This is a genomic window from Amycolatopsis keratiniphila (genome assembly GCF_000400635.2).
Classification (GTDB): domain Bacteria; phylum Actinomycetota; class Actinomycetes; order Mycobacteriales; family Pseudonocardiaceae; genus Amycolatopsis; species Amycolatopsis keratiniphila.
In genome coordinates, this window is sequence record NC_021252.1 from 1,425,141 (window position 1) to 1,437,726 (window position 12,586).

The 12,586-nt window shown below is 70.1% G+C and carries 10 protein-coding genes; all 10 read left to right on the forward strand.

The genetic code is table 11. The annotated features are described in order from the left end of the window. Positions 1–31 precede the first annotated feature (31 nt). The gene (locus tag AORI_RS47910) at positions 32–1,399 is read left to right on the forward strand and encodes a DHA2 family efflux MFS transporter permease subunit (RefSeq protein ID WP_043847933.1); all 1,368 of its coding nucleotides are present in this window, start codon (positions 32–34) and stop codon (positions 1,397–1,399) included. Positions 1,400–1,491: 92 nt separating this feature from the next. Beyond that, positions 1,492–2,694 carry an ROK family transcriptional regulator gene (locus AORI_RS47915; RefSeq protein WP_016331776.1) on the forward strand — a complete coding sequence of 401 codons (1,203 nt, stop codon included), beginning with the start codon at positions 1,492–1,494 and terminating at the stop codon, positions 2,692–2,694. Positions 2,695–3,043: 349 nt separating this feature from the next. Continuing rightward, a complete protein-coding gene (locus tag AORI_RS47920) occupies positions 3,044–4,264 on the forward strand; it encodes an ROK family transcriptional regulator (protein WP_016331777.1) in 1,221 nt (406 codons plus the stop codon). Further along, the gene (locus AORI_RS47925; RefSeq protein WP_016331778.1) at positions 4,261–5,763 is read left to right on the forward strand and encodes a sugar ABC transporter ATP-binding protein; all 1,503 of its coding nucleotides are present in this window, start codon (positions 4,261–4,263) and stop codon (positions 5,761–5,763) included. The genes AORI_RS47920 and AORI_RS47925 overlap by 4 nt, the downstream gene beginning before the upstream one ends. Continuing rightward, complete coding sequence (locus tag AORI_RS47930) at positions 5,760–6,776, forward strand: ABC transporter permease (protein ID WP_016331779.1); 1,017 nt, start codon at positions 5,760–5,762, stop codon at positions 6,774–6,776. The genes AORI_RS47925 and AORI_RS47930 overlap by 4 nt, the downstream gene beginning before the upstream one ends. Positions 6,777–6,798: 22 nt before the next feature. Continuing rightward, a complete protein-coding gene (locus tag AORI_RS47935; protein WP_016331780.1) occupies positions 6,799–7,851 on the forward strand; it encodes a substrate-binding domain-containing protein in 1,053 nt (350 codons plus the stop codon). 41 nt (positions 7,852–7,892) lie between these two features. Then, complete coding sequence (locus AORI_RS47940) at positions 7,893–9,062, forward strand: Gfo/Idh/MocA family protein (protein WP_016331781.1); 1,170 nt, start codon at positions 7,893–7,895, stop codon at positions 9,060–9,062. 109 nt (positions 9,063–9,171) lie between these two features. After that, a complete protein-coding gene (locus tag AORI_RS47945) occupies positions 9,172–10,329 on the forward strand; it encodes an inositol-3-phosphate synthase (RefSeq protein WP_043847934.1) in 1,158 nt (385 codons plus the stop codon). Continuing rightward, positions 10,326–11,174, forward strand: a complete 849-nt coding sequence (locus AORI_RS47950; protein WP_043847935.1) for an SCO3242 family prenyltransferase — start codon at positions 10,326–10,328, stop codon at positions 11,172–11,174. The genes AORI_RS47945 and AORI_RS47950 overlap by 4 nt, the downstream gene beginning before the upstream one ends. Beyond that, positions 11,171–12,583, forward strand: a complete 1,413-nt coding sequence (locus AORI_RS47955) for an EboA domain-containing protein (RefSeq protein ID WP_016331784.1) — start codon at positions 11,171–11,173, stop codon at positions 12,581–12,583. The genes AORI_RS47950 and AORI_RS47955 overlap by 4 nt, the downstream gene beginning before the upstream one ends. Positions 12,584–12,586: the final 3 nt, after the last annotated feature.

Consider the following 12,586-nt stretch of genomic DNA (forward strand, 5'->3'; position numbering starts at 1 on the left):
GATCTTAACGGCGATAAGATCGGCAGGTAGGATGATCGGAAGTCCCGATGAGGACCGATTGACCCCGGCGTTGTGGGGGACGGCCGCGATCCTGACCCTCGGCGGATTCCTGTCGATGTTCACGTCGACCGTCGTCACCGTCGCGCTCGGCACGATCGCGGCCGGATTCCGTGCACCACTCGGTACCGCCCAGTGGATCGTCACCGGCTATCTGCTCGCGCTCGCCGCGATGGTGCCGGTGAGCGGCTGGGCGAGCCGTCGCATCGGCACGGCGCGGCTGTGGCTGGTGTGCGTCGGTCTGTTCGCGGTCTTTTCCGCGCTGTGCGCGGCGGCGCCCTCGGCCGAAGCGCTGATCGCGTTCCGTGTCCTGCAAGGCGCCGCGGGCGGACTGCTGGTCCCGGCCGGACAGATCCTGTTCGCGACGATGGCGGGACCGAAGCGGCTCGGCCGGATGATGGCCGTGCTGAGCATCCCGATCTACCTCGCTCCCGTGCTCGGCACCCTGGCGGGCAGCGTGCTCGCCGAGCGGTTCGGCGTGCCGTGGATGTTCCTGGTGAACGTGCCGCTCGCGGTGCTCTGCCTGCTGCTGGGCCGGAAACGGCTGCCGAGGGAAAAGCCCGTCGGCGACCACCCGCTGGATTGGCGTGGCCTGGTGTTCACCGTCACCGGCTTGCCGTTGCTCGTCTACGGCTTCGCCGAAGCCGCCCCGATCGCGGCGGCCGCCGGTGCGCTCCTGCTCGCCGCCTTCGTGGTCACCGCGCTGAGGTCGCCGTCGCCACTGCTCGACCTGCGGCTGTTCCGAGACCGGACGTTCTCCTCGGCCGCCGCCGTCGTCTTCGGGATGGGGATCGCGCTGTTCGGTGCGATGCTCGTCCTGCCGCTGTACTACCTCGACGTCCGGCACGAAAGCCTCGTCGCCACCGGGTTCCTGACCGCGCCGCTGGCACTCGGCACCGTGCTGGCCCTTCCACTCGCGGGCAGGCTGACCGACCGGATCGGCGGCGCGCGGGTGATCTTCGCCGGCCTGATCGTCACGATCATCGGGACGGTGCCGCTCGCACTGCTCACCGGGTCCGACGATTACCGGTGGCTCTCGGCCGTCCAGGTGGTCCGCGGCTGCGGTATCGGGCTGACCACGACCCCGGCGCTCGCCACCGGACTGGTGTCGGTGCCCAAAGAGCGAATTTCCCACGCGATGCCGCTCTTCGCCATGCTGCAACGCATCGGCGGTTCCTTCGGGACGTCGGCCCTGACCGCGGTCGTCGCCGCGCGGCTCGCCGCCGCTCCCGGGTCCGCGGTGGCCGTCGCGGGCGCGCACGGGTGGATCGCCGGGATCACGGCGATCGTGCTGATCCCGGCGTGGCTCCTCGTCCGCGCCGAAATGTCCACAAAGGACTGAGCGGTGACGGTGGGTTTGTTCCCGTCCGGAGGGCGTGAAGGTTTCCAGTGTCATCCGGGACAGCGGGTGGACAACGCCGTAGGCTCAGGTGAATGAGCACGGCACCCACGTCGGAGCATCCGACGGTCGAAACCCGGCACCAGACCCAGTTGCTCACCCTGTTGCGCGACGAGGGACCGATGTCCCGCGTCGAGCTGGGGGAGCGGCTGGAGCTGCCGCGTGCCCGGGTGGGGGCCGAGGTCGCGCGGCTGGCCGAGGTCGGCCTCGTCGAGACGGCGGGTCCGTCGGCGAGCCGCGGCGGCAGGCGGTCCACGTTGGTGCGGCTCGCGGGAGACCTGCGGGTGCTGTCGGTCGACGTCGGCGCGACGTCGGTCGGGGTCGCGCTCACCGACGCTTCGTGCGAGGTGCTGGTGCACACCGTCGAGGACTGCGACGTCCGGCAGGGGCCGCACGCTGTGCTCAAACGCGTCGTCGCGCTGGCGGAGAAGATCCGCGAAGAGGCGCCGGGCAAGCTGATCGCCGCCGGGATCGGTCTCCCGGGCCCGGTGAGTTTCGCCGAGGGCATGGCGGTCGCGCCGCCGATAATGCCCGGCTGGGACCGGTTCTCCGTGCGCGACCATCTCGGTGGGCTGCTGCGCTGCCCGGTCACGGTCGACAACGACGTGAACTCGATGGCGCTCGGGGAACGGCACGCCGGGGTCGCGCGCTCCATCGACGACCTGGTGTTCGTCAAGATCGGTACCGGTATCGGCTGCGGGATCGTGCTGGGCGGCAAGGTGTACCGCGGCGTCGCCGGCACCGCGGGCGACATCGGGCACATCCGGCTCGACGACTACGGGCCGACCTGCGCCTGCGGCGAGACGGGCTGCCTCGAGGCCTACTTCGGCGGTGCCGCACTGGCCCGCGACGGGCTTACGCTCGCGCGCAGTGGCCGGTCGACCTACCTCGCCGACGTCGTTGCGGCCCGCGGCGCGATCACCGCGCAGGACGTCGGCCGGGCGGCGGCGTCGGGCGACTTCGGCGCGGTCAACCTGATCCGCGACGGCGGGCGGCGGCTCGGGCAGGTGGTCGCCTCGCTGGTGAGTTTCGTGAACCCCGGCATGGTCGTGATCGGTGGCGGCGTGGCGCAGCTCGGGCATCAGCTGCTCGCCGAGATCCGAAGCTCGGTGTACCGGCGGTCGCTGCCGCTCGCGACCGGGAACCTGCCGATCGTGCTGTCGGAGCTGGGGGACACCGCGGGGGTCATCGGGGCCGCTTGGTCCGCTACGGATCGGGCCTTCACGCTGAGTAGCTGAGAGGCCGCGGTGCCGCGGTTCCGGATGTCATGAAAGGGTCGTTCAGGACAAATTACGTCCTGAACGACCCTTTCATGACATCCGGGCCGGAGCGCTGAGTGAGCATCCGGCGGCACGTTGGGCATCCACCTGATTCCGATTAGTAACGTCAAGATCGTACAGACTTTCGCTCGAAAGATACGAAAGTCTGCGCGGATTGAGGCGGCTAATCGGGTGACGGAGGCCTTTAGTCGACATTTCTGTCCTGTTGTCACCTTGACGGGTGACAGGCGCCACCCTACTTTCGCTGGCTAAGTAACAAAGTTTGTTACGGCTGATTCGTAAGTGAGGCGTCGTCTGATGAGGCAGTGTGGCCGCGACTGAACCCGGGCTCGACCCGGTCAGCCCACGCACCGCGAACCTCGCCGCGCTCCTGCGGGCGTTGCGCGCGGGGCCGCTCTCGCGCACCCAGCTCGCGGCGCGTTGCGGGCTCACCAAGGCGGCCGTCTCCGGGTTGGTCACCGAGCTGTCCGATCGCGGTCTCGTCCGCTCCGCCGGACTCCAGGGCGGTGGCAACGGCAGGCCCAGCCAGCTGGTCGAGCTGAACGGCGCCAGCGCGTGCGGGCTCGCGCTCAGCGTCGAGGCCGACCGGTTCGCCGCCGTCGTCACGAATCTCGACGGTCGCGTGGTCGCCGAACGCACCGAGACCGCCGACGTCGCCGCGCTCGGGCTGCACCGGAGCATGGACGAACTCGCCTTCCTCGCCCGGACCGTGCTGCTGGACGACCAGCCGGTCGGGGTCACCGTCTCGGTGCCCGGCCTGGTCGATTCGGCCGCCGCCGTCCTCCGGTTCGCACCGACCCTGCGCTGGCGCGACGCCGAGATCGCCGACCTCCTCGCCGCCCGGCTCGGCCTGCCTGCCGACGCCATCACGGTCGACAACGAAGCGAACCTCGGCGCGGTCGGCGAATCGGTCGCCGGAGTCGGCCAAGGTGTGCGGGAGCTCTTCTACCTCAGCGGCGGGACGGGCGTCGGCGGCGGGCTCGTGGCAGGCGGCGCGATCCTGCGCGGTGCCAGGGGTTTCGCGGGCGAGGTCGGGCACATCACCGTCGACCCGTCGGGCGAGCAGTGCCCCTGCGGCCGGGTCGGCTGCCTGGAGACCAAGGCCGGGCTCAACGCCGTCCTGCGCGGCGCAGCCTCGCCCGGTGACCCGCTGCACGATCCCGCGCTCGGCGTCGACGGCCGGGTCGGGCTGCTCAAGCACCGCGTGCAGCGCGGTGACCAGCGCGCGGTCGCGGCGGTCTCGGAACTCGGGGTCGCGCTCGGCATCGCGGTGTCCACCGTGGTCGACGTGCTCGACCCGGACGTCGTCGTACTCGGCGGCTACTTCGCCGAACTGGGTGAGTGGCTGGTCGAGCCGGTGCGCCGCGAACTGTCCGCGCGTCCGCTCGGGCACGAGCCCGCCTGCCGCGTCGAGCCGTCGCCGCTGGGCACCACCGCCCCGCTGCGCGGCGCCGCGCATCTCGCCACCGAACGGCTTTTCGCCGATCCGACGCTAGTTCCCAACGCGGCCGAGGAGGCTCCGGCATGACCCTGCTATCCGTCCGGGGGATCGTGAAGACGTTCCCCGGGGTGCGTGCGCTGGACGGGGTCGACTTCGACGTCGAACCCGGCGAGGTGCACTGTCTGCTCGGCCAGAACGGCGCGGGCAAGTCCACGCTGATCAAGACGCTCGCCGGAGCACACCGGCCCGACGGTGGCGAGATCTTCTGGCAGGGCGAGCCGGTCACGCTGCCCTCGCCGGTCGCCGCGCTGAAGATCGGCATCGCGACCATGTACCAGGAACTCGACCTGGTGCCCGGGCTTTCCGTGGCGGACAACATCTTCCTCGGCCGCGAGCGGGCGAAGTTCGGGTTCACGCGGATCAGCGAGTCCCGGAACAAGGCCGCGAAACTGATGGCACGGCTCGGACATCCCGAGATCGCGCCGTCGACCGAGGTCGGGAAGCTGTCCGCCGCCGGTCAGCAACTGGTCTCGATGGCGCGGGCGCTCGCCTACGACGCGAAGCTGCTGGTGATGGACGAGCCCACCGCGGCGCTGGCGGGCGAAGAGGTCGACAACCTGTTCCGCATCGTCGGCGAACTGACCGCCGAAGGTGTCGCGATCGTCTACATCTCCCACCGGCTCGAAGAACTGCGCCGGATCGGCCACCGCGTCACCGTGCTGAAGGACGGCAAGACCGTCTCCACCGGCCTCGACGCCAAGGAGACGCCGACCTCCGACCTCGTCGCGCTGATGGCGGGCCGCAAGGTCGAAACCGTGTTCGGCCCGCGCCACCAGGAACACGTGGACCCGGACAACGAGGTCCTCAAGGTGGAGAACCTGACCACCGTCGGCGAGTTCGAGAACGTGAACTTCACCGTGCACGCCGGTGAAGTCGTCGGGATCGCGGGACTCGTCGGTTCGGGCCGCAGCGAACTGCTGGAGACGATCTTCGGCGCGCGCAAGCAGGACACGGGTTCGGTGTCGGTCGACGGCGAACCGGTCCGGCCGGGCAGCGTGTCCGCGGCGGTCAAGGCAGGCATCGGCCTGGCGCCCGAGGAACGCAAGAGCCAGGGGCTGCTGCTGGACCTGCCGGTCGTGCACAACGTGACCCTGGCGAGCCTGAGCAAGTACGCGACGTTCGGGTTCACCGAGCGGGGCCGGGAACTCGACGACGCCGGGGAAAGCCTGCGGCGCCTCGATCTCCGCCCCGCCGACCCGCACCGGATCATCCGCACGCTGTCCGGCGGCAACCAGCAGAAGGCGGTGCTGGCGCGCTGGCTGGTCCGCGGCTGCCGGGTCCTGCTGCTGGACGAGCCGACGCGCGGGGTCGACGTCGGCGCGCGGGCGGAGCTGTACCGGCTGATCGAGGAACTGGCCGCGACCGGGGTCGCGATCGTGCTCGTCAGCAGCGAGATCCCCGAAGTGCTCGGCCTGTCCGACCGGGTGCTGGTGCTGCGTGAAGGACGTGTCCTGGCTGAAAAGCCGTCCGCGGAGCTGACAGAGGCGGAAGTGCTCGACGTGATTCTCGAAGGGAGTGCGGCGTGACCGACCAAGCCGAATCGGTGCGTACGGAGAGCGCCGTGGAACCCTTGCCCCCCAAGAAGACAGGGTTCAAGTTCACCGCCGACCCCAGGCTGCTCGGCCTGACCGGGGTGCTGGTGATCCTGTGCATCGTCGGCCAGGTGACCAGGCCCGACCAGTTCTTCACCGACGGCAACATCTCCACGATCCTGCGGCTCGCCGCGGCCATCGGGGTGGTCAGTGTCGGGATGACGTTCGTGATCATCGCCGGCGGCATCGACCTCTCGGTCGGGTCGATCGTGGCGCTGTCCAGTGTCTGGCTGACCACCTTGGCCACCCAGTCCTACGGCCCGTGGGTGATGATCCTTTGTGGACTCCTGGTCGGCCTCGGTTGCGGGCTGATCAACGGGATCCTGGTCTCCTACGGGAAGATCGTGCCGTTCATCGCCACACTGGCGATGTACGTCTCCGCCCGCGGTCTCGCGGAACGCATCAGCGGCCGCCGCACGCAGGTGGTGTCGGAAGCGGGTTTCCTCGACTTCTTCCGCGGTGACCTGCTCGGCATCCCGGTGCTGATCTGGATGTTCGCGCTGGTGTTCGCGATCGGCTGGGTGGTGCTGAACCGCACCACGTTCGGCCGCCGCACCTTCGCCGTCGGCGGCAACGCCGAGGCGTCACGGCTGGCGGGGATCAACGTCAAGCGGCACACCGCGCTCGTCTACGGCGTGGCCGGGCTGTGCTGTGGCATCGCCGCGCTGATGGTCGTCGCCCGCACCACCGCGGGTGCCTCGACCAACGGCATGCTCTACGAACTCGACGCCATCGCGGCGGTCGTCATCGGCGGCACCCTGCTCACCGGTGGCCGCGGCTCGCTCATCGGCACCCTGATCGGCGTGCTGATCTTCACCGTGCTGTCCAACATCTTCACGCTCAACAACCTGGACACCGACATCCAGAACATCGCCAAGGGCGTGATCATCGTGCTGGCCGCGCTGCTCCAGTTCCGCTCCGTAAAGAAAACCAAGACGAGTACTTGATCACCGTGGATGGAGAGTCGTCATGACCGAACAATCCCTGCACCGCCGCCGTTTCCTGCTGGGAGGCGCGGCCGTCGGAGCGGGTGCGCTGCTGACCGCGTGCACCTCGAACGAGGCACCGGCGCAGAACAACGCGGCCAACGTGGCCAACGCCGGGGCGAACTCGCAGCCCGGAACCCCCGTCACCATCGGGTTCTCGGCTCCTGCCGCGGACCACGGCTGGATGGCGGCCATCACCAAGAACGCCCGCGCGCAGGCGCAGAAGTTCAGTGAGGTCACGCTCAACGCGACCGAGGGCACCAACGACGTCAACCAGCAGATCTCCCAGGTGGAGACCCTGATCAACGCCAAGGTCAACGTCCTGGTGATCCTGCCGTTCGACGGCAAGGCGCTGACCGCGGTCGGCCAGCAGGCGATGGACGCCGGGATCCAGGTGATCAACCTGGACCGCGTCTTCGACACCCCGCTCGCGTACCGCACCTGGATCGGCGGCGACAACTACCGCATGGGTGTCAACGCCGGCAACTACATCGCCCAGCAGATGAAGGCGAAGAACATCGCCAACCCGGTCATCGGCGAGGTCGCGGGCATCGACTCGCTGCCGCTGACCCAGGAACGCAGCAAGGGCTTCAAGGACGCCTTGACCCGTCAGGGTTTCACGGTCGGACCGCGCGTTTCGGCGCAGTTCACCCCGGAGTCGGGCGAGCAGCAGACCTCGAACCTGCTGCAGTCGGCGTCCAAATTGGACGCTCTGTGGAACCATGACGACGACCAGGGTGTCGGTGTCATCGCCGCGATCAACAACGCCAACCGCAAGAACTTCCTGATGGTCGGCGGCGCCGGATCGAAGAACGCGATGAACCTGATCAAGTCCGACGCCGAACCGCTGAAGGCGACGGTGCTCTACAGCCCGTCGATGGCGTCCTCGGCGATCTCGCTCGCCCGCCTGCTCGGCCAGGGCAAGGGGGCCGGCGACTTCGCCGAGCACGAGATCCCCGCCGAGATCACCACGTACTCCGCGGTGGTCACCAAGGAGAACGTCGACAAGTACATGGACGTCGGCTTCGACTCGTAAACCCGCGCACCCGACACGCAAGCGGAGACATAGGAGGGGTATTGAGCACGGCAAAGGAAACGATCGGGATCGGCATGGTGGGCCACGCGTTCATGGGTGCGGTGCATTCGCACGCGTGGCGCAGCGTGCACCGGTTCTTCACGCCACCGCTGATCCCGCGACTCGCCGTGCTCGGCGGCCGTGACGAAGTGCGGGCGAAGGCCGCGGCGGAACGGTTCGGCTGGGAAGACGTCGAGACCGACTGGCGCGCGCTGATCGCCCGCGACGACGTCGACCTGGTCGACATCTGCACACCGGGCGACAGCCACGCCGAGATCGCGATCGCCGCGCTCGAAGCGGGCAAGCACGTGCTGTGCGAGAAGCCGCTGGCCAACACCCTCGCCGAGGCCGAAGCGATGGCCGAGGCCGCGGCGAAGGCGCGGGCCAACGGCGTCCGGTCGATGGTGGCGTTCAATTACCGCCGGGTGCCCGCGCTCGCGCACGCCAGGAAACTGGTCGCGAGCGGGGCGCTCGGCGAGATCCGCCACGTGCGGACGGTCTACCTGCAGGACTGGCTGTCCGACGCCCAGGCGCCGATGACCTGGCGGCTGCACAAGGACAAGGCGGGCTCCGGCGCGCTGGGCGACCTCGGCGCGCACATCGTCGACGCCGCCCAGTTCGTCACCGGCGACACGATCACCGGGGTTTCCGCGCTGACGAACACCTTCGTCAAGGAGCGGCCGGACGGCGACGGCGGCACCGGGCAGGTGACGGTCGACGACACCGCGCTGTTCCTCGGCCGGTTCAGCGGCGGGGCGGTGGCGAGTTTCGAGGCGACCCGGTTCGCGCTCGGCCGCAAGAACGCGATGCGGCTGGAGGTCAACGGGTCGAAGGCGAGCCTCGCGTTCGACTTCGAGTCGATGAACGAACTGTCCTTCTTCGACGGTGGCCAGCCCGCCACCGAGGCCGGGTTCCGCCGGATCCTGGTCACCGAACCCGAGCACCCGTACGTCGGGGTGTGGTGGCCGCCGGGCCACCTGCTCGGCTACGAGCACACCTTCACCAACGAGGTCGCCGATCTGCTCACCGCGATCGGCGACGGCAAGGATCCCGAACCGTCCTTCGAGGACGGGTTGAGGGTTCAGCAGGTACTGGACGCGGTCGAGCGCAGCGCGTCCGACGAGGCGCGATGGACCACTGTGCCCGGTGTCACCGCGAAGGGGAGTAACTGAGGAGTAGATCCAGCCGAAAGTCGCATGACGGCTATCACTGCGACTTGGTTCGATCCGAAACATCCGACCATCGGAGGTCGGGGTTGTCGGGTTCTGGAAAGGTGGAGAAATGCCTGCTCACGAGCGTACGGGCATCTGGTTGGTCGGGGCGAGGGGGTCTGTCGCGACTACCGCCGCGGTGGGGCTGCTCGCGCTGCGCGCGGGGGTGGCCGGCGGTGGCGGCTGTGTCAGCGAGCTGCCCGCGTTCGCCGGGGTTCCGTTGCCGGGCTGGGACGATCTGGTCCTCGGTGGCCACGACATCGTGCACACCCCGCTCGAGAAGCGTGCCGAGCAGCTGGCGCACGCCGGCGTCTTCGGGCACTCGGTGTTCTCCGCGGTGCGGTCCGGGCTGGCCGAAGTGGACGCCGAGATCCGCGACGGCTACCACCCGGCGACGCATACCGGTGCCCAGGCCGACGCGGCCGCGCGGCTCACGGCGGACATCCGGTCTTTCGCCGACCGGCACGACCTAGCGCGGGTCGTGGTGGTCAACGTGTCCTCCACCGAGGCCCCGTGCCCCCACCTGCCCGAACACGACGACCTCGACGCGCTCGAAGCGGCGCTCACGGATCCGGCGCGGGCGGTGCTCCCGTCGAGTTCCCTGTCGGCCTACGCGGCTTTGAAGGCGGGAAGCCCGTACGTCGAGTTCACGCCGTCCGCCGGGATCACCCTGCCCGCGCTGCGGCAGCTCGCCGAGCGGGAAGGCCTGCCGTACGCGGGCTGCGACGGCAAGACCGGTGAGACGCTGCTGCGCACCGTCCTCGCGCCGATGTTCAGCGCGCGGGCGCTGAAGGTCCGCTCCTGGGCGGGTACCAACCTGCTGGGCGGCGGCGACGGCGAGACCCTCGCCGACCCGGTGACCGCGAACAGCAAGCTGGAATCCAAGGCACGCGGACTCGCGGCGCTGCTCGGTGAGGACGTCACCGCGCCGCTGCACATCGACAACGTGCCCGACCTCGGCGAGATCAAGACCGCGTGGGACCACGTGTCTTTCGAGGGTTTCCTCGGCGCGCGCATGAGCCTGCAGTTCACCTGGACCGGCTACGACTCCGCGCTCGCGGCGCCGCTGATCCTGGACCTGGCCCGCTTCGTCACCGCGGCGCACGCCGGCGGCCAGAGCGGCGCGCTGACCGAACTCGGCTTCTTCTTCAAGGATCCGCTGGGCAGCGACGAACACCGCTTCGCCGAGCAGACCGCCCGCCTGGTCACCTGGGCGGCCGACCTGTGAAGGCTTATGTGGAACTCGTCCGGGCGCCCGCGGCGCTGACGGTGCTCGGCGACACGGTCGCCGGATCCGCCGCGGCGGGGCTCAAGATGACCGGCCGACGGCTGCTGCTGCCGCTGTCCTCGGTCGCCTTCTACTGGGCCGGGATGGCCCTCAACGACTGGGCGGACCGGAAGCTCGACGCCGTGGAGCGGCCCGAGCGCCCGATCCCGTCCGGACGGGTGAGCGCGGGCGCGGCGCTCACCACCGGTGCCGCGCTGACCGCGGCGGGACTCGGCCTGGCCGCGCTCGGTGGCGGACGCCGGGCGATGCGCGTCGCGGTCCCGCTCGCGGCGTCGGTGTGGGCCTACGACACCGTGCTCAAGCCGACCCCGGCCGGACCGATGGCGATGGCGACGTGCCGCACCCTCGACGTCCTGCTAGGCGCGGGTGACTCGTCGAAGAAGGCAGCCACCGCCGCGGCGGCGGTGGGCGTCCACACGCTCGGCGTCACCGCGCTCTCCACCGGGGAGGTCCACGGGGCGAACCCGGCGACCGCCCGGGCGGCGCTGGCCACCAGCTGCGCGGCGACAACGTTGGCATTGACCGGACCGGCACGTGGGGGCTGGCATCGCGCCGCCTCGATGGCCGCCGGCTCGGGCTACGCGGGCCTGGTCGGCCGGGCGCAGGCGGACGCCGTCCGCGACCCGTCGGCGAAATCCGTGCGGTCGGCGACCAAGAACGGCATCCACGGCATGGTCCCGCTGCAGGCGGCGGTCACGGCGAAGGGCTCGGTACTGGGGGCGGCGCTGGTCGCGGCCGCGCTGCCGATCGCCCGCAAGCTGTCGAGGAAGGTGAGCCCCACATGACGTTCTCGCTCGGATACGGCACCAACGGCTTCTCCAACCACCGCCTCGACGACGCGCTCGCGGTGATCGCCGACCTCGGGTACACCGGGGTGGCGCTGACGCTGGACCACGATCACCTCGACCCGTTCGCCGACGATCTGGCGCGGCAGGTCGACCACGTGGCTTCCCGGCTTTCGTCGCTCGGCCTGAACCGGGTCGTCATCGAGACCGGCGCGCGGTATCTGCTCGACCCGTGGCGCAAGCACTCGCCGACGCTGCTTTCGGACGATCCCGCGTTGCGGATCGACTTCCTGGCACGGGCTTTGCGGATCGCCGGGGATCTCGGCGCGGACTGCGTGTCGTTCTGGTCTGGAGTGTCCACTGTGGACAACGACCTCGCCTGGTCCCGGTTGCGTGAGGGGGTCGCGGCGGTCCTGGAGCACGCCGCGCGGCTGAACGTGCGGCTGGCGATGGAACCCGAGCCCGGCCACCTCGTGCAGCATCTGGGCCAGGTCCTGGACCTGCGCAAGGAACTCGGCGAGCCGGACCTCTTCGGGGTCACGCTCGACGTCGGGCACTGCGTCGCGGTCGAGCCGGTGAACGCGGCCGAATGTGTCCGCCTCGCCGGTCCGCTGCTGTGGAACGTGCAGCTGGACGACATGCTGCCGAGGGTCCACGAGCATCTGGAGTTCGGCGACGGGCATCTGGATCTGCCGGGGACGCTCGCCGCGCTGGCGGAGATCGGCTACACCGGGCTGGCCGCGGTCGAACTGCCCCGGCACAGCCACGCCGCGCCGGACACCGCGCGCCGGGCCTTCGAGGCGCTCACGGCGGCGATGCCGCAGACGTGGCAGACCAAGGCGGAACGCCGGATCCGGGAGAAGCCGTCGGTGATCGGCTCGATCTTCCCGGCCGTCGGCCGCGAGGTGGGCCGGGAGGCGCTGCGCCCGGACACCGATCCGCAGGGGCTGGTCCACGGCACGGTCGACGACCGGGCACGGGTCCGGCTCGTGTCGGTGCTCGCCGAAGTCCTCGACGACGCGGCGCTGGCCGCGGAACTGCGCGATCTCTACCGCTACGGCGACGACGCCGAGCGGCGCGGGGTCCTGCGGGCGCTCTCCACTCTGGAGTCGCCGGGCGCCGAAGTCACCGATGCCGGGATCAAGCTGGTCGAGGACGCCTTGCGCGCCAACGACATCAGGCTGGTCGCCGCCGCCATGGGTGCCTTCGCCCGGTTCCTGGACGACCACACGTGGCGCCACGGCGTCCTCAAATGCGTCTTCGTCGGTGTGCCGCTGGCCGCCGTCGCGGACCTCACTGCCCGCGCGGACGACGAGCTTCGGAGGATGCTCGCCGATTTCGCCGACGAACGCAGGGCGGCCGGGCGTGACGTACCCGCCGACGCCCTCTCATTGCTCAAGGAGAACTGAGCC

Bases quoted from the DNA above. Each gene is read 5' to 3' on its own strand.
- AORI_RS47935 (WP_016331780.1), top strand. From the start codon at position 6,799: ATGACCGAACAATCCCTGCACCGCCGCCGTTTCCTGCTGGGAGGCGCG.
- AORI_RS47925 (WP_016331778.1), top strand. From the start codon at position 4,261: ATGACCCTGCTATCCGTCCGGGGGATCGTGAAGACGTTCCCCGGGGTG.
- AORI_RS47945 (WP_043847934.1), top strand. From the start codon at position 9,172: ATGCCTGCTCACGAGCGTACGGGCATCTGGTTGGTCGGGGCGAGGGGG.
- AORI_RS47955 (WP_016331784.1), top strand. From the start codon at position 11,171: ATGACGTTCTCGCTCGGATACGGCACCAACGGCTTCTCCAACCACCGC.
- AORI_RS47910 (WP_043847933.1), top strand. From the start codon at position 32: ATGATCGGAAGTCCCGATGAGGACCGATTGACCCCGGCGTTGTGGGGG.
- AORI_RS47915 (WP_016331776.1), top strand. From the start codon at position 1,492: ATGAGCACGGCACCCACGTCGGAGCATCCGACGGTCGAAACCCGGCAC.